General features: G+C 54.6%; 23 protein-coding genes. 10 read left to right on the forward strand and 13 right to left on the reverse strand.

Annotated elements, in window-relative coordinates; all coding sequences use genetic code 11:
- Positions 1 to 2,284: efflux RND transporter permease subunit (locus tag XX99_RS20715; RefSeq protein WP_231581539.1), on the forward strand; the 2,284-nt coding region annotated here is incomplete at its 5' end.
- A gap of 71 nt (positions 2,285 to 2,355) precedes the next feature.
- Here XX99_RS20715 and XX99_RS20720 read toward each other — a convergent pair.
- The 10 genes from XX99_RS20720 to XX99_RS20775 all read right to left on the reverse strand — a co-directional run bounded on the left by XX99_RS20720 (position 2,356) and on the right by XX99_RS20775 (position 13,792).
- Complete coding sequence (locus XX99_RS20720) at positions 2,356 to 2,910, reverse strand: hypothetical protein (protein ID WP_050061317.1); 555 nt, start codon at positions 2,908 to 2,910, stop codon at positions 2,356 to 2,358.
- Between the two features lie 1,337 nt (positions 2,911 to 4,247).
- Complete coding sequence (locus tag XX99_RS20735) at positions 4,248 to 4,721, reverse strand: nuclear transport factor 2 family protein (protein WP_231581540.1); 474 nt, start codon at positions 4,719 to 4,721, stop codon at positions 4,248 to 4,250.
- Entirely contained in the window at positions 4,722 to 5,972 is a 1,251-nt protein-coding gene (locus tag XX99_RS20740) for a phthiocerol/phthiodiolone dimycocerosyl transferase family protein (RefSeq protein ID WP_050061321.1), read from the reverse strand.
- Between the two features lie 8 nt (positions 5,973 to 5,980).
- Positions 5,981 to 8,767 (reverse strand): ATP-binding protein, encoded by a 2,787-nt coding sequence (locus XX99_RS20745; protein ID WP_050061322.1) that lies wholly within the window; start codon positions 8,765 to 8,767, stop codon positions 5,981 to 5,983.
- 157 nt (positions 8,768 to 8,924) lie between these two features.
- Positions 8,925 to 9,836, reverse strand: a complete 912-nt coding sequence (locus tag XX99_RS20750; protein WP_050061323.1) for a helix-turn-helix domain-containing protein — start codon at positions 9,834 to 9,836, stop codon at positions 8,925 to 8,927.
- 159 nt (positions 9,837 to 9,995) lie between these two features.
- Complete coding sequence (locus XX99_RS20755; protein WP_050061324.1) at positions 9,996 to 11,036, reverse strand: alpha/beta fold hydrolase; 1,041 nt, start codon at positions 11,034 to 11,036, stop codon at positions 9,996 to 9,998.
- Positions 11,037 to 11,175: 139 nt separating this feature from the next.
- Positions 11,176 to 12,000, reverse strand: a complete 825-nt coding sequence (locus XX99_RS20760; RefSeq protein ID WP_050061325.1) for an SDR family oxidoreductase — start codon at positions 11,998 to 12,000, stop codon at positions 11,176 to 11,178.
- Between the two features lie 78 nt (positions 12,001 to 12,078).
- The gene (locus XX99_RS20765) at positions 12,079 to 12,465 is read right to left on the reverse strand and encodes a nuclear transport factor 2 family protein (protein ID WP_050061326.1); all 387 of its coding nucleotides are present in this window, start codon (positions 12,463 to 12,465) and stop codon (positions 12,079 to 12,081) included.
- Positions 12,466 to 12,531: 66 nt separating this feature from the next.
- Entirely contained in the window at positions 12,532 to 13,107 is a 576-nt protein-coding gene (locus XX99_RS20770) for a hypothetical protein (protein WP_050061327.1), read from the reverse strand.
- A gap of 85 nt (positions 13,108 to 13,192) precedes the next feature.
- Complete coding sequence (locus tag XX99_RS20775; protein WP_050061328.1) at positions 13,193 to 13,792, reverse strand: hypothetical protein; 600 nt, start codon at positions 13,790 to 13,792, stop codon at positions 13,193 to 13,195.
- A 433-nt stretch (positions 13,793 to 14,225) separates the two neighbouring features.
- On the opposite strand from XX99_RS20775, the gene XX99_RS20780 reads away from it, so the two are divergent.
- Positions 14,226 to 14,651, forward strand: a complete 426-nt coding sequence (locus XX99_RS20780; protein ID WP_050061329.1) for a hypothetical protein — start codon at positions 14,226 to 14,228, stop codon at positions 14,649 to 14,651.
- Positions 14,652 to 14,759: 108 nt separating this feature from the next.
- Here XX99_RS20780 and XX99_RS20785 read toward each other — a convergent pair whose 3' ends face one another.
- Both XX99_RS20785 and XX99_RS20790 read right to left on the reverse strand, forming a co-directional pair.
- On the reverse strand, positions 14,760 to 15,269 hold the full coding sequence (locus XX99_RS20785; RefSeq protein WP_156186120.1) for a nuclear transport factor 2 family protein: 510 nt from the start codon (positions 15,267 to 15,269) through the stop codon (positions 14,760 to 14,762).
- A 91-nt stretch (positions 15,270 to 15,360) separates the two neighbouring features.
- Positions 15,361 to 16,149 (reverse strand): MBL fold metallo-hydrolase, encoded by a 789-nt coding sequence (locus XX99_RS20790; protein WP_050061331.1) that lies wholly within the window; start codon positions 16,147 to 16,149, stop codon positions 15,361 to 15,363.
- Between the two features lie 261 nt (positions 16,150 to 16,410).
- Here XX99_RS20790 and XX99_RS20795 point away from each other — a divergent pair, with 261 nt between their 5' ends.
- From XX99_RS20795 to XX99_RS20830, 8 genes are all read left to right on the forward strand, one after another.
- Positions 16,411 to 17,229 carry an SDR family NAD(P)-dependent oxidoreductase gene (locus XX99_RS20795; protein ID WP_050061332.1) on the forward strand — a complete coding sequence of 273 codons (819 nt, stop codon included), beginning with the start codon at positions 16,411 to 16,413 and terminating at the stop codon, positions 17,227 to 17,229.
- Between the two features lie 84 nt (positions 17,230 to 17,313).
- The gene (locus XX99_RS28430) at positions 17,314 to 19,005 is read left to right on the forward strand and encodes an FAD-dependent oxidoreductase (protein WP_050061333.1); all 1,692 of its coding nucleotides are present in this window, start codon (positions 17,314 to 17,316) and stop codon (positions 19,003 to 19,005) included.
- A gap of 63 nt (positions 19,006 to 19,068) precedes the next feature.
- Positions 19,069 to 20,073: a zinc-dependent alcohol dehydrogenase family protein gene (locus XX99_RS20805; protein ID WP_050061334.1), complete on the forward strand. Its 1,005-nt coding sequence runs from the start codon at positions 19,069 to 19,071 to the stop codon at positions 20,071 to 20,073.
- A 72-nt stretch (positions 20,074 to 20,145) separates the two neighbouring features.
- The gene (locus XX99_RS20810; RefSeq protein WP_050061335.1) at positions 20,146 to 20,976 is read left to right on the forward strand and encodes an enoyl-CoA hydratase/isomerase family protein; all 831 of its coding nucleotides are present in this window, start codon (positions 20,146 to 20,148) and stop codon (positions 20,974 to 20,976) included.
- A complete protein-coding gene (locus XX99_RS20815; RefSeq protein ID WP_050061336.1) occupies positions 20,973 to 21,998 on the forward strand; it encodes an NADP-dependent oxidoreductase in 1,026 nt (341 codons plus the stop codon). Before XX99_RS20810 ends, XX99_RS20815 begins: the two co-directional genes overlap by 4 nt.
- A gap of 13 nt (positions 21,999 to 22,011) precedes the next feature.
- Positions 22,012 to 23,028 (forward strand): ketopantoate reductase family protein, encoded by a 1,017-nt coding sequence (locus XX99_RS20820; protein WP_231581541.1) that lies wholly within the window; start codon positions 22,012 to 22,014, stop codon positions 23,026 to 23,028.
- Positions 23,029 to 23,110: 82 nt separating this feature from the next.
- Positions 23,111 to 23,605, forward strand: coding sequence for a DUF302 domain-containing protein (locus XX99_RS20825; RefSeq protein ID WP_050061338.1), 495 nt, complete (start codon positions 23,111 to 23,113; stop codon positions 23,603 to 23,605).
- A 143-nt stretch (positions 23,606 to 23,748) separates the two neighbouring features.
- Complete coding sequence (locus XX99_RS20830; RefSeq protein WP_050061339.1) at positions 23,749 to 24,144, forward strand: nuclear transport factor 2 family protein; 396 nt, start codon at positions 23,749 to 23,751, stop codon at positions 24,142 to 24,144.
- Positions 24,145 to 24,311: 167 nt separating this feature from the next.
- Here XX99_RS20830 and XX99_RS20835 read toward each other — a convergent pair whose 3' ends face one another.
- On the reverse strand, positions 24,312 to 26,207 hold the full coding sequence (locus XX99_RS20835) for a hypothetical protein (protein ID WP_156186121.1): 1,896 nt from the start codon (positions 26,205 to 26,207) through the stop codon (positions 24,312 to 24,314).
- Positions 26,208 to 26,393: the final 186 nt, after the last annotated feature.

Raw genomic sequence — 26,393 nt, forward strand, 5'->3', positions numbered from 1 at the left:
AGGCATGAACGCGCTGAAGGCCATCAACGGAGTCAAGCAGAAGCTGCGTGAGATTGCACCGTCACTTCCGCCCGGCGTCCAGATCATGACGGGCTACGATCGCTCTGATCTAATCGACGCGTCGATCAAAACGCTACAGCGCGATCTGCTCGAAGAAGCAGTTATCGTGAGCCTGGTCATCATCATCTTCCTCTTTCATTTCCGCTCGGCGCTTATCGCAATTGTTGCCTTGCCCATCGCGGTACTGATGTCTTTCATCCCGATGTACTGGCTGGGCGTGAGCTCAAACATCATGTCGCTGGGCGGCATCGCGTTGGCCGTTGGTGTGCTTGTCGATGCCTCTATTGTGATGGTCGAAAATGGCTATCGCCATCTGTCGGAACGGCAGGAAAACGACGCTAACCCGGTATCAGAGCTAGAGCGGCAAAGCATTCTTATCAACTCGGCCAAGCAGGTCGGTCCCGCGCTCTTCTTCTCCCTGATCATCATCATTGTCTCCTTCATGCCGGTCTTCCTGCTCGAAGCGCAGGAAGGACGCATGTTCCGCCCCCTGGCATGGACCAAGACTCTGGCAGTCGGCTCCTCCTCCATTCTTGCGATCACCCTCGTGCCTGTTTTGATGGTGATGCTGATTCGAGGGCGGCTCAAGCCGGAGAATGCGAATCCAATCTCCCGCGTCACGCAGGCGATTTACCTGCCCATTCTCAAATTCTGCCTGCGGCACCGCTGGCAGACCATCGTGGTCAATCTGATCTTTCTGCTGGTCACATTTCCACTCGCAACACGCTTGGGCAGCCAGTTCATGCCGGCACTATTTGAGGGCTCCACTCTCTATATGCCGACTGCTCTCCCCGGCATCTCCATCGAGCAGGCGAAGGTGCTCCTGCAGCAGCAGGACCGCATCCTGCGCAGCTTCCCGGAAGTTGCCAGCGTATTCGGTGCTGTCGGTCGCTCGGACAGTGCAACCGACAATGCGCCTCTGGATATGTATGACACCACGCTGATGCTCAAACCACGGGAGCAATGGCCCGCTGGGATGACCTACGAGAAGCTCATCCATCTGCTGGATGACAAACTACAGTTTCCCGGTCTATCGAATACCTGGACAAGTCCGGTCGAAAATCGCCTGGACATGGAGTTGACCGGCATTAAGACACCGCTGGGCATGAAGGTGCAAGGGCCGAATGTGGACGGCATTCAGCAGTTGGCTTCGCAGCTTCAGATTGTTCTCTCCGGGCTTCCGCAGACGCGATCTGTGTTTGCTGAAAAGGTCGCGCAGGGTTTCTATATCAATGTCGAGGTCAAGCGGGAGGAGGCGGCCCGCTACGGCCTCACGATCGCGGATGTGCAGACAGCGGTTTCATCGGGCATCGGCGGACAGAATATTGCTGAGAACATCGAGGGGCGCGAACGCTATCCCATCAATGTTCGATACCAGAGGGACTTCCGCGACAATGTCGAGAAGATGCGTAGCGTGCTGATCGGAACTCCTTCGGGAGCGCAGATTCCGCTGGGGCAAGTAGCGAAGATCTCCTTCACGCATGGTCCGGCCATGATTCGGGACGAAGACGGTGCGCTAACCGGATACATCTATATCGATCTCAAGAACTCCGATTACGGCGGCTTCGTCGCACAGGCCAACAAACTCATTCACGACAAACTGGCCTTGCCTGCAAATTACACCTTCCAATGGTCGGGAGAATATGAACTTGAACTCCGCGCTAAGCAAAGACTGCAACTTATTCTGCCAGTTGTCTTCTTTGTGATCTTCCTGTTGCTGTACCTGATCTTTCACTCGGTTGCCGAAGCGCTTGTTCTCATCTTCCCAACCATCTATGCGATGAGTGGAGGGTTGCTCCTGCAATGGCTTCTCCACTACAACTTCAGCGTCGCCGTGGCGGTCGGTTACATTGCGCTCTTTGGAATCGCAGTAGAGACGGGTGTCGTTATGGTGGTTTATCTCCATGAAGCGCTCGAATACAGACTGCAAAGCGGAAAGCCGTTGACCAACGCTGATGTGGAAGCCGCGGCCATCGAAGGGGCTGTCCACCGTTTGCGGCCAAAGTTGATGACCGTCTGCGCTGTGCTTGCCAGTCTCGTTCCAATCCTCTGGGAATCCGGCATCGGCTCCGATGTGATGAAGCCGATTGCCGCGCCTATCGTCGGCGGCATGATTACTTCCACTATCCACGTCCTAATCCTTGTGCCCGTCTTCTTCGTGATGATGAAGGAACGTGCATTGCGGAAGGGACATCTACAGCCACGGACTTCAGAGAGCATTTAGAAGAGGGGGGAGGAAGCCCCTGAGGGGCCTTCTCCCTTCACACCGCTAAGCGTTTCCATCGCCTCTGGAGATCACGGGATTCCAATGAGAAGACCGCCGCTCATACCGATGGATTGCTGGTGACCTCCTGCAAAGCTGTAGTCGTAAGCCGGTTCAAGATACCATCCGAAGCGGTGTTTTCTCTTTGGCCAGAACATAAAGTCTCCCGCCACCTCTCCAGCTATGGAGTTGCTAGCCTTTCCATTCTGGTTGAGGTGAACCCACTCGGGACCGACGCCCAGCATGAACTCTGCCGTCCGCGACAGTGTCCACGGTTTCTTGAAGAGCAGGTCGGTGTCCCACTCTGTAGAGTTGTGAGCGTAGAAGGGCGACACGCCTGCCTCAACTTCCAGCCAATTCTCTATCGGGGTAATCTCCGCTGCAAGGTTCGGCGCGAACGTCGCCGCGCCTCCGCTGAAGTTCCAGCTCGTGGAGGCGCCAAGCTCAAGGATGGCTACAGGGTCTTTATCCTCGCTGGCCGCTTGTGAATCGGGGGAGGATGTACCAGGGGAAGTCTGCCCAAGAGCGGGCAGACACAAAAACAGAAACAGGCACGCTTCAGCGAGCGTGAACGACCGTATACGCATATCAGATCTCCAGAGTGAAGTTTGTTCGCGCCAAGGGGCGCAGAGACGTCAAGCTAAGAGGAGATTGCTATGCGGGGTGGTCGAAATATGGGCGAGCGCGGCCCAGGGACAGGTGAAGGCGATTCAGGCCAAACACCTGTGGTCACCACGTTCGCCAGATCCAGGACAGGACGTGCATTCGGGATCCTGCGAAACCCACAGCACGAGCAGATTCCATTACAGTTACCCGGCGTGGCAGGTAGCGGATGGTTGACATGAGATTGGTGCGAAGACGAGGCAACAAAGTACGGTCCATCGCACAAATCGCAATGCGGCGAGTGAACTGCCAGGCAAGCCACCACCGCGCACAACAGCCATGCAATAACGCAGGCTCGTGTTGTGATGGGCCCATTCATGCTTCTTACGATAAATCTTGGCTGGCTAGATCACCAGTGGCCACTGTGCTTGCCGCGAAATTCGCAATGAGCGATTGCACTCTTTCCTTAATCTCATCTCGGATAATACGTACCTCCTCCGGCGTAAGCCCTTTAGGATTGCGGATCGGCCAATCATCTCTCCGTAGACCATGAACATACGTGCACTTGTCACCACACCCCATCGTCATAGGTCCACTCATAGAGGTGCCAGCATTGATCGGCTTGGTCAACGTGGCTTCTGGTTTAGACAGCGATATTTTGGGCCAAGGGACACAGGCTTTCATGTACGCCCTGTCGAAGATGCCCAATAAATTGTCTCGGCAACGTTGAGACAATTTGCAACCAATCCCACCTGCTACATCCGCTTTCACCTTTTGCTACGGTTTAGGATGGTTCGAATCATGGCCTTCATACGCGTTCCCCACTTCGCTAGTTGGTCGAGCAGCTCGTAAGTGGCTGCCTTTACCGGCTCCGCCAGATCATACTCAACGTAGAGAATATGGTTGCTCGGATCATTTCTCACGATCAACCCGCGGACTGAAGCTTTCTGAGGTTTTCTGCCAATCCTTTTCTTGAGGCTGAAGGGATAAGGCGTCCCGGCTGACCAAAGCGTATCGGACCACCCGTATGACACACAGAATCTGTATCCTCCACTTTCCATGAAGGGGCTGACCGCTAATTCTGCAGCACAAGAATACTCAACGGATTTGTCTCGCATTGCGGATTTTCCTCTCATAGGTAATCTAATTCCGGTCAGTTGCCGCCCACAGATCGGACAAATCTGAGCGGCTACTAAGAGGTGCAACCGCTCGTTTCCTGCGTCGGGTTTGGGAGAAGTCTGATAAGTGTTCGGCCTCACAGCACAACCAAATTGAACGGTGCCACGTATCAGAAACTCCTATCTGGAGTCTGCTGATCGAACTAAGAAGCCTGCGGATTCGTAAACATCTCGTTACCGCTCGCTGTCTGGGCGGCGGATATTTCTTCTTCGAGAACGTCCCAATGTTCTGCGAGCAATCCGTCTTCGATTCGGAAGATGTCCACAGCAATGACGGGTTTGCTAAAAGGGCCGTGTGCGGAATATCGTCCATGGATCATGACGAGATCGCCCTCTCCGATAATCATTCCAGCTTCGTACTTGAAGTCAGCCGGCACGTTGGCAGCGAGTTCGCGCAGCCCTTCTCGAAACGGGGGGATGTAGTGGTTGTGTTGTATGTAGTCCTCGGCCCAATACTTATCGAAAGCACTCAAGTCCCGATTCACAAAGACTGCTTTCATGGCCGTCAAGACGAGAGCTTTGTTTGCTAGAACATCTGTATCGCTCATATGTTTTCCCTTCGTTGGTGATCCAACATTTGTTTTCACGAGTCTGGCATTTGAGACTCGCACGATCATTTATGAGCTTGTTGCTAGTGCGGCGGTCAAGATCTCTTTTACGGTTTGCAACATCTCCGGAAACGGATGATGGGCGACATGCGTAATTCCAAGCGATCCATTCACCGTCATCGTGGAAAACTTTTGTGTATCTGGCCCCCCGACAAACCCAGCAGTGAAGACCTGGTCAAGCTGCAGTCCCCTGAAACGTGTACGCACTTGATACGAGCCATAGCTCGTCAGCATGAGATCGTGCACGAACCCGCTATTCAGTAGCAGTCTTAGATGGGTTTGCGGCGAATGCTCGTCCTCTACCAAGGAACTGGCTTGGCTCAGGAATTCGTCGATGCTGCTGCGAAGCGAACTTGACTTCATTGAAGAGGTGATCCGCGCTCCAATCTCCCAGAACTGATCTTCGCGTAGTTCTTCCAGTAGGCAGCGGTGGAGAACGACCAGCTGCCCCACTTGATCGGTCAGCCCGTGAAACGGGCGTATATCGACTGGGCTCAGACAACGAATACCATCAGTCCGCCAAACTACGCTTGACCGAAGTCCTGCCAGAGCCAACGCCGTCAAAACGACGCTGTGAACAGAGGCACCCCGCCGTTTGGCATTGGCTACGAGAGCCTCCGTCTCAGCACTCGACAATTCTGTACGGGTGACGTGGACGGCAGTTGCCGGATGCACGGGAACTGCCTCATTTGAAACCTCGGAAAAATGTTCCGTTGTTCGATACTCCGGGCTGTCACGACCGAACAGTTCAGCGACAGATGGGGTGAGCGGCTGCGGTTTTTGCGACGCGCGTTCCGTCAGCAAACACAACAGGTCGTGGAGCAGGAAGAGATGAGACTTTCCGTCCAATGAAGCATGGTGTGAGGCGATCAGGAACACGCACTTATTTCCCTGATGAAACAACGCAGACCTCGTTAACGGCTCGCCGTCCGTGAAGGGGTCCGAGAGCTCCTTCTCGATTGCCTCCGTGACTGAAAACGATGACGTAAGCGGCTCCACGCGCAATGGCATAGGCCGCTCCGGAACGCTATAAAAAAACGGACGTTCTCCTTCAACCTTGCCGATCGACGCTTGTAAAAGCGGATATGCCTTCTGCAATTCCCGAAGTGCTTCGTGCCAGTTTTCGATTTTTGTCTGACCGCTGATCTCGGCCGCGAGAACATGCCCGCGTCGAGCAACCCGCTCCATCAGCCAGAAGTGTTCCTCAAAGGAGTCCAGTTGCCTCAGCACCCTGTTCTTGTCAACTTCGGAGAAGTTCATGTTTTCCGTCACAGGGATGCACCTGCAAAACGAGGAGACTTTTCAAGGAGGGCCTCCGCTCTGCGAAAGTCATACGAATCAAATCCGGCGGCAAAGTCGCTCATCGTCTCCTTGAGCAGGCGCTTCGCCTGCGTGATCTCGTCGCCAGTTTGAGCCAGCTCAAGGAGTGTGGTTGCTGTCCTCAATTCCCACGAGAGCGCTTGCTGACGTTGCGCAATCTCCAAAGACTGCTGCAACAGCCGGCATACATCAGCTCTAGCCTGCGACTCGCCCTCACCATGCATCCGCACGGCTTCTAATCTCAGAACTTCGGGGGCACACCACCACGAAGGGTCGCTTTTCGCCCGCTGCACTAGGAGGACGGGTGCAAAACCCAGCCCGAGCACACTGAAGTTTTCCCAATGTCGATAATCCCAATGAGATTGTTGCCTTCCTGCCTTGAATTGACGATCTGTGGATTGGCCTTTCGCTGCTACGGCGCCCAAACGGAACACATCCACGTACTGCTTCCAATACAGAGAATTGGAAAGACGGGCGTGCTCCTGCAATAGGGACAGATTGCGCTCTGCGTCCTCCAGATTTCGATTCCAAATGTTGATTGGGCATCCCGCAATGGAAAGTGCAAAACAGATCGCGACCGACTGCTTCGTTTCCAATGCGGCAGCCACCGATTCTTCGGCGACGCGAACAGCGTCTTCCGGAAAGCCTTGAAGCCACAAAACGCGGGCCAGGGTTCCCTTGACCAATACTGCCAAGTTATAGTCATAGGCTCCGCGTATGCCGTCATCGGAGATCGTCACCTGATCTTCTATTTCGGACAGAACAGACCGACACTCCTTGAGATTTCCCAGATACAAGAGCGACAGAGCTTTCAGCGGATTCCACCATACGTGTTGAGAATCAGCGCCGACGTACTCCTCGATCTGGAGTGCAACGTCGAGCGACTGGCTATACTCTCCGAGGCCGTGGTGATAACGCCACAGATTATGAAGGGCTCCGCTGATTCCTAGCCGATCATCCAACTGTCTGGCGAGTTCGAGTGCCCGAGTTGCAGTACCAAATAGCTCCGGTACCGCTCCGAGGGTTTCGTAGAGCGCGGGCCCCCTCGCGAGCAAGAGCCGAAGTTCAGCCCTAGACGCATTCGGCGTGCCGCTCATGGCTTCTAATGCGCGATCAGCGTGAACTTTGAACTCTTCAAAGAGAGATAGCTGAAACCAGAGATATGCCGAGGAGGCTATAACCTCAATTCCGAGTTCTGGGTCGCCTTTCGCTGAGAAAGCCCACACAATAGCTGCACGGAGTTCATCCACCATCTTGCTATGGGATTCCTGGTGAGACTTCACCACAAATCCATTTTTTGGCGCGAGACTTAGAGTTTTATCGCGAATGTATTCGGCATGTAAGCGACGGACAGAGTTCGCGCCAGGGCCGTCCCCAAGCTTCTCAATGGCATACGCGCGCGTGGAATCCAAGAGCCGGAATACGGGCGTGCTGCCCTGGTTCGACATCACGAGAAGAGACTTCGCGACAAGGTTGGGCAGGGACTCCCAAATTCTGCCCTTCGTCATGGCGTGATCCGTTGCGACCATAAGGGCTGCATCGCGATCAAACTCACTTCGAAAGACACTCAATCGCGCTAGGAGGAGCTGTTCGCCGTCTGAAAGGAGCCCATAGCTCCAATCAAGCGTGGCGCGCAGCGTGCGATGACGCTCTTGCGCCGTACGTCGATTGCGGGTTAGGAGCTCAAGACAATCTTCAAGTTGATTGGTGAGCGTTCGGATGTCAAAGAGATCTATGCGGGCAGCGGCTAGTTCTATAGCGAGGGGAATTCCGTCGAGCTTGTTGCAGAGAAGTGCCAGGGCCGGTGCATCTTCATCCGTGAGTGAGAAGCCCGCAACGCCTGAAGACGCTCGCTCGACGAAGAGTTGGACTGCCGGAAAGGCTAGAGCCTCGACAGCGGTGAGCGAGGCATCTCCGAGCGACGGCGCTTGAAGAGGTAATAACCTCTTCACGAACTCTCCCTCGGTTCGCAACGGCTCTCTGCTTGTGGCAAGGAGATGGACATTCGGGCATTCGCGCAAGACCTTCTCCGCGAATGAGGCGGCAGCCTCAATTACATGTTCACAATTGTCGAAGACAATGAGCGTTTCACGCGGTCCCAGATAATCGAAAACCGCCATTTCATCAATGCCCGATGACGCCGGCAGTCGGAGAGAGCTAGTCAAGGCAAAGGCCAACGGCGAGGAGACTGTGAGAGACGTGAAATCTACAAAGAACACGCCGTCCGGATAGATTTCAATAGCTCTTCCAGCCGTCGCCAACGCAACACTGGTCTTGCCAATCCCACCACTGCCCACAATGCTGATGAGCCTACGATCGGCCAGATCCGAAAGAATCTCCTGAATGACTTGATCGCGGCCTATCAGTTTCGCAAGTAGAGGTGGAACATTGACCCAACTCTTTTGATAATTCTCTGTCTTCCGATGCGTGACCGGCATCGCAAACTGATATCCGCGACCAGGAACCGTCACGATACATCCATCCGGACAGCCGCCTTCGGATAAGACTTTTCGAACGGCGGCTAGATGCACTCTCAGATTGGCTTCGCCAACGCTTGTGTCCGGCCATATTTGAGCGGTCAATTCAGCCCCGCTCACCACTTTCCCTGCATTCTCTACGAGGATTCTAAGCAGCGAAAACGCCCGACTGCCGAGATGCACAGCTTCCCCATCACACAGCAGAGCGCTGCGCTCTGGAATCAATTCGAACGTGCCGAAACAAGAAGATGGTTTCATCGCTCCCAAATTGCGCGACCGCAAGACATTCGCCACAAAGCGTATGGGGCTCAGAAACAAATGAATTGAGGCGCGGGCAAAACACAGTCAACTCCCGCATCTACCATGCTTTCAAAGCGTAGGCCAGGGGGACCGGGAGTGTCTTGGCGAAGACTGTTCAAAGATGGCTTTTTCTGCTGCGTCGCCATTCGCCGGGGCTTTCGCCCACAAATCTTCTGAAGAATCTATTTAGGGAGGGCTGATCGGAGAAACCATATTGAGACGCGATTTCCGCAAGCGATAACCGGGAGGTCAGCAGAAGGTTTTTGACGGCGTCTAGTCGTTGCTCCATCAGCCACTTATGCGGGGGTTGTCCGAATGTTTTTCGAAAGGCATGAGCAAAGTGGCTTACCGACAAGCCGCATTCGGCTGCGACCGAAGATAGGGAGATGTCGCCATTCAAATTAGCACTCAGAAGTTCTTTTGCACGACGGGTCTGCCACGGAGCCAGATGTCCTCGATCCGATTTCAACCCGCTGCGGATTCCGCCATAAGCGAATGTAGCGTGCGCGAGAACCGCTTGGCCCAGGTGGTCAAGAAAAAGTCTGGGGGTCTGATGAGACTGTTGAATAGAGAACAGAAGCGACTTTCCAAGATGCTTTAGGGTCGTATCCATTTCGCAATGAGGCCACCGTAGCGTGTCGAGCTTGGGCAGGTAATGTTCATAAGCGAATTCCTCTAAAGCGACTCGCGGTATGTAAAACTGTATAACCTCAATCGGGTTCGGAAAGAACGCAATCGGCTCGTGCTCAAGGTCTAGGATCGTTACCCCCCCGGACGGCCGCTTTCCAGTGGGCTCTAATTTTCCACCCAACCACAATTGACCCCCCAGGCTGGTTCGAAGATGGAGATGAATTGAGAATGCTTTTTCGACCGGAATCGGATCTGTCGGTGTAGCGAATCCACGGGGGGCATGCAGGCGAGTCACGACAAGTGCGGAATTACCAGAGCCAAGCGTCGCGTGTACGGGAGAATCTTCGAGGTGTAAGTACCTCGCCATCCGTTCCGCATAAGCTCCTGTGTCGATCATGGTGTCTAACTCCGGGCCGGGTGCCTGCTGCGCCAGGCTTGTGACTGCCTCCCTCTATTTTCGCGCAAAGCCTTAGGATTGCGCCAGCATCTCATCGCAGAATCCCGAATGAGGATTAACTCGGTGTGCGACGCCTTGCGCTGGGGATGGGCAAGGCGTCTACGGAAGAGATCGGATGAACTCGGCAACGTGATTTGCCCACAGTTCCGGATGAGCCATCGTCAAATGACCAAAGGTCTGCGCAGATCCTGGTTGGAGTACGAAGCGCCCGTGCGGTACCTTTGCGATGAGACCATCCATATTCTGAAGTTCTGCTGGGTTGAATGCGTCATCGGAAAAGTTTAGGGCGTAGACGATGGTCTTAATGGAGTGCAGTTCAGCTTCTGGATTGTAGTCGGAGGACGAACGGAGGGAGTAGAGGATATCGTTTGCGTCGGTGGGCATCGCTTGCTTTTGCGCCTCAGCAATGAATCGATCGGCTCCGGCCTGGTCGGGCACGACTTCCTGCAAATGGGGGACGCCGTCGAGCATCATTCTCATAAGCGGAAAAGTCTTTATCCAGCCGGCCGGAGGACTCGAATAATCGCCTGCCTTATAGTCGGGATCGGATTGAATGGAGTTGATGACGATCCTCCTCCAGAGCAGATTCCTTCCAGAAACCGGAATCGGCATCGAGACGACTGGCATGATACCGTCCATGAAATCAGGATGACTCTCGGCCCACTGCCAGGCATTCATTCCGCCCATCGACATGCCCAGGATCGCGCGAAGATGTTTCACCCCTAACACCTGCGTGAGCAAACGATATTGCAGGTCTACCATGTCGCCATACCCGTACTTCGGGAATTGCGCTCTCAGACCGTCACTCGGTTTGCTGGAACGACCGTGTCCGACATTATCGGGAAAGATCAGGAAATAACGTGACGCATCCAATGGCTTGCCGGGGGCAAACAGCGCCTCCATGTAATTTTTACTCAGAAGCGCGTTGCCGTCTGAACCTGTCCAGTGGACAACGAGCACCGCATTGTCAATTTGTCCGGAATTGTCTCGGTGGGACGTACCGAGCGTAGCGTAGTGGATACGCACCTCTGGTAGGACTTCGCCATCACGAAACCTGTAGTTCTTGAAGGCCGCGTCGGATTCTGCCGCTCCATCGTTACGTGCGGCCTGCCAAGGGGATGCCATAGCATTCTGTTGCATAGGAGTGCCTTCCTCCGTAGACTGCGACCAAGCCACATTAACGATGAAGCCAGCTAACGCGACGACGACACTGGATATTGGAACGAAGTACCTGACCTTAAATTTCAATTAGCAACTCCGGCGTGGTTCGTATCCCCATCTATCCCGCGAAAAACGATCGCATCAGAGCCATGTATTCCGTCTCCGAGGTTTCGCGGCGAGCATGGATCAGCGGCATGATGTCATCGGTGGCCACATAGCGCAGTTGATTTGTTCCATCGGTGACTGCTGTATAGATACACTCCGTGACCTGCTCTTCCGTGCCCATTGGACCGGAGCGCATGTTGTCGAACAGGGTCGCCGTGTGGGCCATGAAGGCAGCGTAATCCGGCAGCGAATTATTCCCAGCCGCCTCGTCTCCGCTACGTTTGCCGAAGCTTGTCGAGAGGACTCCGCCCGGCTCGATGATCTTCACTTTGATTCCCAGGGAAGCAAGCTCATAGGAGAGTGCTTCGGAGAAGCCTTCCAGAGCGAATTTACTGGCGCAGTACAGAGAAAGCGCAGGCAGGCCGAATACTCCCGCTCCCGAGGTGATATTTACGATGATGCCAGCCTTTGCAAACCGGAAGTGCGGCAAAATCGCTCGTATTGTTGCCATTGCGCCGAAGACGTTCACTTCAAACTGCTGTTGTATCTTCTCCACGGGAGTTGACTCAAACAGACCAAAGAGGCCAAAGCCTGCATTATTGATAAGAGCGTCAATGGCACCAAAACATCCGATTCCAGCATCGATAGCGCCCTGGATGCTACCTTCGTCTTCCACATCGAGTTCGGTTACGAGAACATTATCGAGGCCGGCGAAGTCGGAATTACCATCAGGTTGTCTCATGGTGGCAACCACGTTCCAGCCTTTGCGTGCAAAATCCAACGCTGTCGCCCGGCCAAGTCCCGAGGAGCAACCTGTGATCAATACTGTCTGCGGCATTAGCAATTCTCCTTGTGGTTATGACGGACGTGATCGTCCGAATTATGATCTCGATCCGCACCGATGGTCGCGAGAACGCTACGCACCCGCAAAACGATCCAACATCGGCACATCGGAGATGTATGTGTCGATGCGCTGGATCTTCTCTCCGCGTAAAGACAAAATGGACGTCAGATATTCATCGAGAATCTTGTCCCCGTGCTGGCCCGTGTTATGCAGCATGATGGCCACATCCGTCCAGCCATAGAGAACATGCAGCAGGGCGAAATCGACTCCGTGGCTGCCGAGAAACTGGCCTTTGGCCACGACAGCTTCAGCCCCCTTTGCTTCGCCGCCAACGGCGCTGGTTCCGGGTAGGCTCCATACAGCGTCGTCGGTGAGGACGGACCGTAGTTCAATCGCATTTCTGGTCTGCAGAGCAGTCAGAAAGGTCAAGGCAATCTCTTTCTTCTTCTCTTCCGTCACGACAATTCTCCTAAGTTGATACGTGTCCGGTGCCGATCACCTCGATCGACATCGGAGCGTAAATTGTTACGGTCTACCCATGACGTGGACATGGGCATAGGGCGAACCCGCCCACATGATGTAAGCACCGGCAGGCTTGTGCTTCGTCGGCAGTCCGGTTAGCTTGGGATCGAAGGGCCACATGATCATCCAATGCGGCCCGATCTTGATCGGTGGGCTGGTCTTGTCATAGGGGTCGCTATCGCTGCGCTGCTCTGCGCCCGCAAGCATATAAGTGATCCCTGGAACCGTGTTGAGCGGTTTCGGCAGATGCCGTCGAAACGCGTAATCCCACTGCATGGAGGCTTTGTCTTCGCACATCGGCGGATCGGCGATACTGTTTGGGTCTCCCGGCATGCAGGTCCACTCGTTTGTCCCCTTACGAATGACCGTCATGTTGCCTTTGGCATCCATCTCGGCGATGGTCGCGTCCCGGGTGATGTCCTCCGGCCCGGCAGAGATCGCGCTTGCTATCTTCGCCTGGGTCGATGCGTCATTGTTATTCGCTGCGTGTACCGCTGTTCGGGTGCTTGCACAGTAAAGTGCAAGCGCTCCGATGCAGACAGCAACGACAATCCCATAACCTGATTTGTGTATCTTCAAGTTGCACCTCATCTCTTCTCTCTTGCGAGCATTCCGTTCATCTGTAGAAAGGGTCTGCCTTTCACCACTTCCAGACGACGGATGCTTAGTGGTTCATTGGCTCCATTGGCTTCGTCACATAGGGATCGCCCCATTGCTTGATCGGAATGACGAGGAAGAGTCCTGGACGTCCGGGAAGACCATTCACATAGGCCAGGCCGCCCGTACCATCGCGATTCATCAGCGTCAGCTCGTTGGAATCCGGGGTCACGATCATGATGTGCGGACCGACATGAAAGGCATGGGGATCGTCCTGGCTGGGATGGTCCTTGGTCCCAAGCCATTTGCCGGCATACATGTAGGACATCCCGACTCGGTCAAGATGCGGTGTTCTTCCCGCCAGGGTGTCCTTGATCCACTTAAAGAACGCCGCGTCGTAGCAGCCGGGCTCGTCCTGATGAGCCGCGCCAAGTCCAGGCAGACATGTCCATCCATTCGTTCCGGGACGAAGAACGCGATATTCTCCATCCTTTGTTTTGGGCCAATCGACAACGGTTGCATCCTTGGTCACAAACTCAGGGCCGGCCTTCAGCGCGTCTGCGATCTTGTCGGCGTCGGAACGTGAATCTTTCGGCATACTCATATCGGTCTGTGCGATAGCGCATGCGGAGGCAAAAAGGATGGCGAGGGCGGCGATTCTTTTCATGACAGTACTCCTTTGCTTGTTACATCGGTTTTGGTTGAGAACATCAGTGTTCCGTGTGAGCACATCCGCGGCCTTCATCGCTTGCGCCCCGTGCTTCCGAAAGTTATCTTGCAGCACTGCACAATAGGTCTCCCTGAAAATCATCGTTAATCAGTGCAAAGGACGAAGCGATCGCTCGCCACTTGTCACCCGTAGGCGCACTATTGCTGCCGACTCAACTGAATCGCAACGAGTTGGAACGTCTCGGCTCGAATCGTTGCACTGCCAAGGCCGTTAACAAAGATTTGCTTCGCTTTGCATCGGGAGGACCGAACGTTGGGAGCACACTGAGGCTGCGTGCCTCTCTTGGAGGTTCACCGTTGAAGGCTTGACGCGGGGACCACAAACAGGCAAAGGCCATCGACAACACGCACGACACAGAAAGGAATCAACCATGCACCCTCTGCGCAAGTTACGTGAAGCTGGTCCCCCCACCCCCGAGCAAGTCGCCGCAATACTTGCGGAAAACGTCGTAATGCACAGCCCCATGCTCATCCGGGCCATTGAAGGACGAGCGAACGTTGCCTTCACGATCTCCAACTCATCAAAGAGCCGGGATAACCCTGGAAAGTATATTTACGAGGGAAAACTGGATGAGAGAACTACCTTTCTCAGATGGCAAGGCACGGTCGAGGGACATGAGATCGAGAGCCTGGAGTTGCTCACCGATGACGAAAATGGTTTGCTCATTGAGCGAACGATCGCATACCGGCCCTTTCCTGCGGTCAAGCTTCTGAGGGATAAGCTGTATATCCTTAACGCTGGAAGGCTGCCTGACGACATGTGGGACTATGCGCCGGCAGATGCAGGACAAGCATAGCGAATTCCGTAGCCACTCCGCTCCGATTGATCGACGTTGTTGCAACTATGTCGGTCAATCGGAGCGACTCACAAAGCAAGCTCGCTTGAGTATCACTGCAGCCAAGGTTCACTTTGTAACTGCTGGTTTCGCTGCCTCCGGTGGCACCGGGATGGGAAGATCGGTGGCCATCTTCCACCCACCCTCCACCTTGACCCAAAGCAGAACCATGATGAATGGGGCTGGCTTGGGATATCCGCCGTAGACTGCCGTGATGTTTACAGGCACATATGTTTCGGCGACATCTGGTGTCAGATGCACGATCTTTTCGTTCGGATAATCAGGATCGATCTGGAAGTGGGTTTCATAAAGATCGTGAAAGTGCTGCATCACGTCATCCTTACCCCAGTACCCTTTCCATCCGACAGGCGCCTTGGCAACGAATAGGGTGTTCGGAGAATTCCATACGAGCTTTTCGACCGCTGACAAATCGTGCCGATTCTCGGCGTCGATCAGATCTTTGTAAGCCTTGCGGACAGCAGCATCGGGTTCTGAGCTACCGTCTTGAGCCATTGCCAAAGCCGAGAGCACCCCCATGAGGAGGCCGCCGCACACGCACTGCCGTATCAAACGTTTCATAATTGAGCTCCCATGTCGTTACGGTTCTATTTCTTTGCTGTTGGTTAGGGTTCATTACTTGTCAAGCCATCACGGATGACAGGCGTAGGGGCTATTTATAGAGAAAGCGGCCTTCGTGTTGCAGAAGCCGAGCGCCGCGGTGATCTGGGAACAGTGCGACCATCTGCCTGTGGAAGGCTTCCGCGCCGTCGGACGTCTTCCATGTCCGCTCGGCGACATCCAGATAGTCCCTCATATGGGTCCAGAGTGCTGCATCGCCAGGATTCCCATGGCCGGGTAGGAGCGTGCCGAAATTAAGAGTCGAGAAGGTCGAGAGAGCTGCGCGCCAGCTTTCGAAGGCAAGCTCGCCTACAAATACATGGACCTGATGGTAAAGAAGATCCTGAGTGATCAGAATGTCATGCTCAGGAAGTGCAATTACCAGCGCGTCTGCGGTCTCGGCATGGCGCAGTGCGACGTGTCGAAGGAGAGTTCCATCAATCCGCTCTTCTCCCTCCTGTACGATCTCGGAAATCCGTTCCGCGTGGTCTGGAATCCGATCCCCAACCTTGGCGCGCTCCTCGCCGGCAACTCGGTCTCCAACCTGATCGATTTTCCGCGCGACTTCTGCAAGCCCATGAATCGGCAGCCCGAAGGCAGCCGCTCCAAGGAGGTGATCTGGGTGATAGTGCGTGACATAGAGGCGCGTTATCGGCTTGTTGAGTGTAGCCGCAAACGCTACAACTTCCTCTGCGAAGTCGAGAGTGTACTGGGCATCGACTACCAGAAGTTGACTCGCTAGCTCAATGATATGAGTGTTCACGACCCAGCCCGCTTCTGGAGCCGCATAGGTATGCACCTTTAATCCGTTCCTCTGAATGGTGGTTACGCTTCCATGCATCACTTTCTCCTGCTAGAGCCATTGAACTGTGCGTCACTGAGCACATAGTGCCCGATCAACCGACACGGTGCTCGTGAAGAAACGCAAATTCTTGTAAAGCAGCAACCGTTGTCTCTGATGATCCGAATGAATCGCCGAGCGGGTCTCGCCGAATGCTCCGTTAACAAAGATTTGCGCTTTTTTTCCCTTGGATGGCAGTAGTGCAGGGTCAGACTCCATTCAAGGCTTCCGTTCCTACGAGCCTCCATAAGGAAACTGACAATGGTAGACAAAAGTGCTCTCGGTACAGCTGTCATCACAGGCGCATCGTCGGGCATCGGCGCAGTCTACGCCGAGAGGCTGGCACAGCGGGGATACGATCTGATCCTGGTGTCCCGAGACCGGGTCAAACTGGAATCAGGCGCGACGCACATCGCTAACGGCACGGGCCGATCCGTGCGAGTCCTGCCCACCGATCTCACTGAATGCTATGACATCACCTGCATTGAGGAGTTGCTTCGGTCCGATTCTTCGATCACGATGCTGGTCAATAATGCTGGGTTCGGGTCGACCGCTTCAGTCTTGGAAGCAGATGCCGACCGGATGCAGACTCTCATCAACCTCAATGTCACCGCGCTTACGCGGCTTACCTACGCAGCAGTTCCTCAATTCGTCCAACGCGGGCACGGGACGATCATCAATATCTCTTCCATCGTCGCGATTGCGCCCGAACTTCTGAACGGCGTCTACGGCGGTTCGAAGGCCTTTGTGCTCGCCTTTACTCAATCTCTGCATCATGAATTGCAGGCAAAAGGTGTTCGCGTTCAAGCGGTACTGCCGCCAGGGACTCGCACGCAATTCTTTTCGGTCGCGGGAACGCCTATCGAAACGATGACCGAGGAACGACGCAATCGCTTGATGTCACCCGAAGACCTCGTCGATGCTGCGCTCGCCGGACTCGATCAAGGGGAACTCGTTACTCTCCCGTCGTTGCCTGATAAGGCCGAGTGGGAGGAATACGAGGCAGCTCGCCAGAGAATGATTCCGAATCTCCTTCGTCCAGAGCCAGCGGAGCGCTACCGAAGCGCACCGCAGACCTAACTTCCGCGCAAGCGTCCGGTTCACGCCCAACTTACAGGCATAAATCAGACCCCGCTCATCAACCCGTTCGCTGAGGAGTTCGACATGCAGGAAGATCCGATCCTTACACCGCAACAGATTGCGCGCATCGAGCAGTTTGCAACACACCGCACAGCAGAGGTGGGAGAGATCCTGTTTGACACCTCAGACCTTGATATACCGTTCTTCCTTGTTCTCAGTGGAAGCATCGCGATTGTGCAGCCTCTGGAAGACGAGGAGAAGAAGGTGGCTACCAGAGGGCCCGGCCAATTTACAGGCGAGATGACGATGATCTCAGGACGGAGGTCGATCTTTCGGGGTCGGGTGACAGAGGCGGCCGAACTGCTCGTTGTTTCCGCTGATCGACTGCGTTCGTTGATCTCACGAGATGCAGAACTAGGCGAGCTAATCATGGCAGCGTTCGTGACGCGCCGCTCCACATTGATAGAAGGAGGAGACGGGAACGTCGTGCTCCTTGGGACACCGGATTCTTCCAATACGCTGGCACTCCGCGAGTTCCTCACGCGGAATGGACACCCATTCACTTACATCGACCTCGAAACAGATAGTTCGGCTAGCGACCTCCTGCGCAGGTTCTCTGTGGGCATGGGAGATATTCCGATCGTAGTCTGCAACAACCGGCATGTGCTAAGAAACCCTTCCATCCGAGAACTTGCCCAATGCCTCGATCTCAATAGCAACATCGATCAAAATGCTGTCCGGGATCTGATTGTGATTGGCGCCGGTCCGGCTGGACTTGCCGCAGCGGTCTACGCTGCATCGGAGGGTCTGAGCGTCCTGGTCATCGAAAAGAACGCTCCGGGGGGCCAAGCTGGTTCCAGCTCGAAGATTGAAAACTATCTCGGCTTCCCCATGGGACTTTCGGGACAGGAATTGGCAAATCGAGCAATAGCGCAGGCCATCAAGTTCGGCGCGAAACTGATGGTTGCTCAAACCGTCGTACACCTCGACTGCAACCGCAACCCTTATCGCGTCGTCCTCGACTCCGGTATGAAGTTCGGCGCGCGTGCGGTCATCATCGCTACCGGGGCACAGTATGCCCGCCTACCCATCGGCAACATTGAGGCTTTCACAGGCAGGGGTATTCATTACAACGCAACCTATATGGAAGCACAGCTCTGCACCTCGGAAGAGGTCGTCGTTGTCGGCGGTGGCAATTCCGCGGGTCAGGCGGCTATCTTTCTCGCGCGAACGTGTGCGCACGTCCATATTGTTGTGCGGTCGCAGCGATTAGCAGACTCGATGTCACAGTATTTGGTTGATCGTATCGAGGAGAATCCCAAGATCGACATCCACTATCAAACTGAGATCATTGGGTTGCATGGGAACGCCCATCTTGAATCGGTCGATTGGCGAGATGGAAAGACCGGGGCAGTAAGCAGCCATCCGCTTCGCTATGTATTTGTGATGGCCGGAGCGTCCCCCCGTACGGAATGGCTGGAGGACTGCATTGCTCTCGATGAGAAAGGGTTTGTGCTGACCGGCTCCGACTTGCACGCCGGCAGCTCCGACGCTCTGTGGTCATTGCCGCGGGCTCCGCACATGTTGGAGACAAGTATGCCTGGTGTCTTCGCGGTTGGAGACAGTCGGTCGGGAAATGTGAAGCGCGTGGCATCAGCAGTTGGTGAAGGATCTATCGCAATTCATCTCGTGCATCGCTTCCTGGCCGAGACGGCGGACACCGCCAATAGTTCGGCGGTTGAAGCGAGCCAACAGTTTGCAGCGGGAAAAATTTAGACACGCGGCAGTTCAAGCCTGCCATTCGCACCCACTAACGGTAAAAGATTCTCAGGAGAGGAAATGAAAGCACTCATCTTTAGCAACACCGGCGATCCCCACGAAGTACTGCAACTTGGCGAGCTTCCTGACCCCAAACCCGGAAAGGGAGAGGTGCTCGTCCGTATGGTGCTCAGCCCTATCAACCCATCCGATCTTCATATGATTCGGGGCCGGTATGGCTATCAACCGGAATTGCCAGCGAGCCCAGGCGCGGAGGGCGTCGGAGTCGTTGAGCGACTCGGGGAGGGGGTCGAAACTCTTGCTCCCGGCAACCGGGTAATGTTTCTTCGTACATGGAACCTCTGGCGAGAGCTCGTCATATGTCGAGCGGAGGACTTATTTCCAATTCCCCTGACCTTGTCTGACGAGACCGCAGCTATCGCATATACCAACCCTGTGACCGCATGGGCGCTCACTCGCTCCAGCCATAGTCTTCAAGAAGGCGATTGGCTCCTTCAGACGGCGGCTGCCTCAAGCGTGGGTAAGCTCGTCCTACAGCTAGCTCAGGTTCACAAGTTCCGGACGATCAATGTGGTCCGTCGGCGAGAACAAGAAGAGATCGTCCGGTCTTTAGGTGGGGACGAAGTCGTTTGTACCGCGGACGAGGATTTGCGCAGCCGCATGACTGAATTGACCGATGGCCACGGTGTTACCCACGCGATTGATTGCGTCGCCGGAGAACTCGGAGCTGAAGTGACTCGGGGTCTTGCTCCCGGAGGAACACTCCTTGTCTATGGAGCACTATCTACCCACCGACAGACTGATCCGGCCAAATTCACGATGCCAATCTTCAGCCCCAAACTGATCTACACCACCGCGAAGGTGCAAGGCTGGTGGATCGTACGTTGGACCGCTGCGCAGCCTACATCTGTATTGCGAGCTTGTGTCGGGGAGATTCTATCTTTGCTCGGCTCCGGAACACTCACGGTCCCAGAGGTGCACGTGTTTCCAGTTAGCGAGTATCGAGCCGCGCTACGTGTCGCAGATGGCGAAGCGGGAGACAAAAAGATCCTGGTACGCTTCTGAGCATCTCGAAACCCACAGGCTCCTAATGATGACGGTCTTCGCCGTCCAGCACCGTATCCCGGAGGTTACCGTATGCCGTTTGCGCATCTAGCGATTGGCGGCTCGATCGCCACAATATCTCTCGATCATCCGAAGGGCAACCGTATCAATTTCGCCATGCGAGAAGAGTTGCTCGCAACAATTCGCCAGGTCGCGGACAGCGATGCTCGCGTCCTTATGATCCGTGCAGAAGGCGACGATTTCTGTTTAGGTGGCGATGTGCGTGATTGGCTGGGCATTCCGGCACGCGAGTTGCGCCCCAAGATCGAGACATTTGCGGAGGCATTGAATCAGCTAGAGGGACTATCGATTCCGACAGTTGCAGCCGTGCAGGGACGCTGCATGGGAGGCGGCCTGGAACTCATCCTGAGCTGCGACTTGGTTGTCGCCGGGGAATCCGCAGTGTTCAGTTGCCCAGAAGCATTGCTAGGCATCGTTACGTTGCAGGGTGGAGTCATCCAGCTTGCAGAGCGCATCGGTCGCGCGCGGGCGCTTGAATTTGCATTTCTAAGTGATCCATATGGGGCGGACGAGATGGCGCGACTCGATTTGATCAATCGCGTTGTTCCTGACGAGCAGCTCGAAGACGCAGCCCGAGCCCTCGTAGACAGGCTTGCATCGGGGCCTCCAGCTGCCTACGCCACGACGAAACTTCTGATGCGAACATGGGCCGCGGGCGGGATCGCTGCGGCGAGGTCGATTCTGTACGACGTCTCTATGCCTCTGTTCGAGACGGAGGAAGTTCAGGCGGTTCTACAAGGCGCTGCTGCAGCTGCCAAGGAAGGCAGGCGGTTTCCTAAGCATGAGTTTAGCCAGCCTAGAAACCTATCAGCGAAACCGCAGAACAACGGGAGCATCGAATGACAAACACCATGGGACACAGGATTGTTCTGGCCGCCAGGCCTCACGGCACGGTTACGCTTGATGATTTCCGCACCGAGGCTTTTGAACCTCGTGATCTGAAGGCAGGCGAGCTTCTGCTTGAAGTGAACTACCTGTCGCTTGATCCTTATATGCGTAGTCGCATGGACGACAGGAAATCTTACGCAGATCCGTTGAAGATCGGCGAAGTAATGAGAGGTGAAAGTGTCAGCACCGTGCTTGCCTCCAAGAACTCTGCTTATCATGCAGGCGATTTCGTCCTGGCCCATACAGGCTGGCAGACGCACGCAGTCTTATCGGGAGACAGTGTACGAAAGATCGATCCTCAGCTGGCCCCAGTGACCACAAGGCTCGGTGTCATGGGAATGCCGGGGTTTACCGCCTACGCTGGAATGATGGCAATTGGAAAACCCGCCAGAGGGGAGACCGTAGTCGTAGCGGCCGCAAGTGGGCCGGTTGGTTCGTTAGTGGGTCAGCTTGCTCAAATCTCTGGAGCTCGCGCAGTCGGTATCGCGGGCGGCAGCACAAAGTGCGCTTATCTTCGCAGCGAGCTCCACTTTGATGCCGCGGTCGATCACCTGGCCAAAGACTTCGATAAGGCACTCGCATCCGCGTGCCCCTCTGGTATCGATGTCTATTTTGAGAACGTCGGAGGACGGATATGGCATTCTGTCCTTCCCCTTCTTAATCGTTTCGCCCGTATACCGGTGTGTGGACTTGTGGCTGAATACGATGGCAATAATAGCGATCTAGCCCGTGACTATTTGCCGGCAACAATGCGGCAAATCCTCAATCAGCGGATGGTCATACAGGGATTTTTGAACTATGACTTAGCGGAACGGTATTACGACGATTTCATTAAAGATGTTTCCGCGTGGATCGCCGAAGGCAAGGTCAAGTACAAGGAAGACATTGTCGAAGGTCTCGAAAACGCGCCGCAAGCATTTATCGGGATGCTCGCAGGCCGGAACTTCGGCAAACTCCTAGTCCATGTGGCTCGGTGATGTTTGTCGCTGGATGGGCATTCGGACATCCTTCGCAGGAGCGATTCACGAACGTTACCAATCTGTTTGCAAAGGTATTGACCGAGGTAAATTGATGCGAGTTCTAGTTGTAGGTGCTGGTGCAGTGGGTGGCTACTTCGGTGCACGTTTAGCTCAGGCGGGACGAGACGTCACCTTTCTCGTCCGGGGTGAGCGTGCAAATCAATTGAAGGCCGACGGCATACGTCTCACGAGCCCCCATGGCGATCTCACAATGCCAGTAAAAGCCGCAGTAGCCGACGAACTCAGGGAACCTTTCGACATCATCTTTCTGAGCATGAAAGGCTTCGCGCTGGACCAAGCTATGAATGATCTTGCGGCAGCCGTTGGCCCCAATACAACGATTCTGCCGATCCTCAATGGGATGCGTCATATGGAGACTCTGGGCAACCGATTTGGTAGGGAGTCTCTCATCGGTGGAGTTTGTATGGTGTCGATGGAAATGGACAAGAACGGGCGGATCGTGCAGTTGTCGGAAGTGCAAAAGCTCTCGTACGGAGAGCTCAATCGACAGCTCACTCCCCGAATCGAAGAAGCGGACGAGGTGTTTCGAGACGCCGGCTTTGATACTCAATTGTCCACTCATATCGTCCAAGACATGTGGGAGAAGTGGGTGCAGCTCGCGGCAGCAGGAGCGATCACATGCCTCATGCGCGGTGATATTGGCGAGGTTGCGAGAGCGCCGGGAGGCGTTGCGTTTTCCCGCGCGATCCTCTTGGAATGCATAGCAATCGCCACTGTTTGCGGGCACAGACCTTCACCGCATTTTCAGCAGCAACAGATCACCACGTTGACGGCAGAGGATTCTACATTCACGACATCTCTCTACCGGGACCTCCTCCGGGGTAATCGTATCGAGGTGGACACCATTCTCGGAGACCTCCTCAAACATGCGGAGGCCCACAATGTTGAGGCGCCGTTATTGCGCGCGGCCTATACCCATCTCACGGTATACGAAAGCAGTAAGCAGCAATCGCCTCGGAAAGCATAGTTTGCTTTCGGCTGAAACACGCGCGTCACACACGCCACATAAAGAACTCGAGTGTTCGTTCATTCAGAGATAGGTAGACACCATGCAGACCGTCACAGTTGAAAGCCAGGTTAGACACGTTACCGTATCGACAGAGATGCAGTACGAATCCGTTAAGACGAGAATCGAAGCTGAAGTTCATCGTCTGGATGACAGCTTCCGCCGATTGCTTGCGGAGAACAAGATCGAGGAACTGAGAGAGAAGTTAGAAGAAGCCTCCCGTCCACACGGCCTTATGATCCACTACGTTGCGACGCATGGAGACTGGCTCGCGCTGACTGGTAAGCAGCGGCGGCGGGGTGTCGTTTATCACATCGGGAACGTCTTGATGGCTATCCGAATGACCCAACATTCATTTGGCGCGGGACTCTATGCTCCACTCCGCCTGGCCGTCTATGAAAATGCCAGCGGTGGGACGAACTTTGAATACGATCTGCCATCAACCCAAGTCGGTTTGTTCCAGAATGCACAGATCGATGAGGTGGCAAAGAAGCTTGATGCGAGATTGATTGCCCTCATCGAAAGAATCAGCTCATAGCCAAGAAAGGACGATGCTCTCCCGATAGAGGAAGGATGAACACGGTGCCGTTTTGCCCTTCCTTTTGCTGAAGCTCGTCAGCGATAATCTGAACCAACCGGATAACGAGAACCGAGTGCATAGCAAGCGTTGTAGGAGGATGAATGGCAGACACTAAGACCCTTATTGAGCAGGCGTACTCCGCATTCAACAAGCGGGACATCGACGGTGCATTAGCACTGATGACGCAGGACGTGAGCTGGCCCAAAGCTTCGGAGGGCGGCAAGGTCGTCGGAAAAGAAGAGATCCGCGACTATTGGATTCGACAATGGGGTGAGTTCGATCCCCACGTCGAACCGCTGGCAATCACCGAGGAAGACGGAGGCAAGACCCGCGTCAGGGTGCACCAACTCGTCAAGAGCCTTCAAGGTGATGTTCTTTCGGACAGCGAGGTTCTTCACGTGTTCACCGTGAAGAGCGGTCTCATTGCAGCCATGGACCTTGGAGATGAGGCCGATTCTATCGCCGGTCCGTCTGCCGCATTCGCACATCGATCCTGACCGGATATCCGGTGTGGAAGCGCGTGAGAGTTGGCCCAAGCCTCGAAAGTTCTATGAACGGGTTAGCAGACCACGTTCTCAGCGCAATGGGAGCGAAATGCTGGCCATCCTAGTCTTGCATCTGCGGTTGTTTGGAAGATCGTTCTGCAACGATATTCAAATGCTGACTAGTGGTTTGTGCTGCTGAACAAATTAGGAATTCGGACACCGATGCCGAGCGCGATGGCGTTCGTCCAGTATGTTTTGGTCACCGGCGTTGGCGGAGCGGACGCGCAAGCCGGCGGATCATTTCCCGCCGGAGCGCCGTAGACGCAATAGATTTGCCCCGGCGCTTCTCCCTGCGTCAGGTGGGTGGAATGACCGAGATGGTAGAGAGGACTAATCATGATAGACCGCCAGGAGAAGCTAAGACCGCCAGCAAATTCTGGAAGCGTGTTGTAAGGATTGAGTGCAACGGCCAATGTCGCATAACTTGCGAATCGCCGTTGGTCGGGCCACGCGCGTTCTCTGAACAGGCGGTAATTTGCGGCGACATAAGGTAGCACTTCAGGATGTGTGGTGGTCTTAACGATTTTGATATTAACCGGCGTTGGCGTGCCGTTAGGACTGATGCTTACCGTCGTCACGTTGGCGAAGGAACGGTTTGCCAATGAGGAGAAGAACGCGCCGCTTGAAACCTCGAAATGCGGATCAGCATAAAGCGCCGTAATTGTTACTATCGCGGTCTTTTGAGCCGTGGTAGCAACGGAGGCCGATGACGTTGCGACCTGATTTACAACGTTCACGGAATAGGTAATCTGACGCCCGAGCGCTTTGTAAGGGGCAACGTACTGGATGAGGCTCTTATCCTTTGAAGTCGGATCAGGAATTCTTCCCAGAAACATTGGTTCGTCGCTGAACTTGTCCGAGTCAAGCGGGATCTTCGTCAGGTCTGTCTCACCAGTCCATTGACTAATGTTCCAGTAATACGACTGCAGATCGGCTAAGACTTTAGTAAAGCTCACCGTGTCTGCGAGAAGTCCAGCCAGGATATTCGTTTTCTGATCGGTCAGTTTTTTCAACTTAGCCTGAAGGGTTTTCTTGTCATCTTCATTGGTCAGAGCGTTGATTGCTGCCTGAGCCTTCGGAAGCTCGGTATCAAAGCCTGTCGTGTCGAAGACACAACTTGGCACTGTACACGTCGCTAGCGTGCTCGCATCCTTGGGAGGAATTGGCAAAGTCATTTGGAGGGCTGTTATTCCGCCTATTGCATTCGTCGGAGCGCTATCGGAAGGGATCGGACCCAGAGTAACGGTGTCGTAGTCATCTCCATTTAACTCATACAGCAGAGTTCCGCGCCACTTCTTGTATTCGATTGTTTGATTGATCTTGGCGTCAGGGTTCTGGCCTTGATAGGGCCACGGCTTCGGTGTCCACCGCGGTACGCCTAGCCCCCTCTTCTCCTCTTCGCTATCCTTCTTAACCGGGCGCGGCACGGCGATCTGAACTTCTTTCAGCTGGGCATAGATGATCGTGACGTCGTCGATCTGTTTTTGTACCTTCGTCGCAGCCACGCCGGCCTCCGCTTTCAGGTCGGCCCGCAGTTTGTCCAGTTCATCTTGAACTGCTTTCGCCGCCTTCGCATCTGCCGCCTGTTTAGCGGTAAGTTGCGCTCCCTCTTTAGGGCCCACAAATGCAAAATCGCGGAGAGCCAAATCATACCCCTGAACGGCCGTTGACCCGACAAATCCTTTGAAGTTCGGAATTGCGGAAGTCACGAGACCAGCTCCTTGATCCGTTCCTTCGAAGGCCTGAGCGGTTGTTGGATCGAGGGAAACAGTTTCGAAGTGAAAGGCGTCATAGAGCACGACGACGATGTGCTTTCCCGGACGCATAGGAAAGGTCGGCATGATGATGGGAAATTTACGATCGATGAAGACCGCGCAATCTTCGCTGTTAATTTTCTCGGTTGAGCATTTTGGCAGCTTCGAGAAATCATCCGCATATGCGAAGAGAGAAGAAGTCAGAAGGAGATAAAGGGCATAGAACAATCGGGGACAGGGCATCTCAGTGGTCCTCTGCATTGGATTTTCCGCAATTTGTCAGGGCCCAGTGCTCGTCCAACCGGTGCGCGGTCCACACATTCCTGCTGCACCTCTATCGCATCGGTGGCGTCACAATTATTTTGGAACGCGGTCAGTATATGTCCCTACAGACGTCACCTTTTATGAATTGGAGCTGCGGCTGTTATCTAACCAATGACATCCTCG

Source organism: Silvibacterium bohemicum (assembly GCF_001006305.1).
GTDB classification, from domain to species: Bacteria; Acidobacteriota; Terriglobia; order Terriglobales; family Acidobacteriaceae; genus Silvibacterium; species Silvibacterium bohemicum.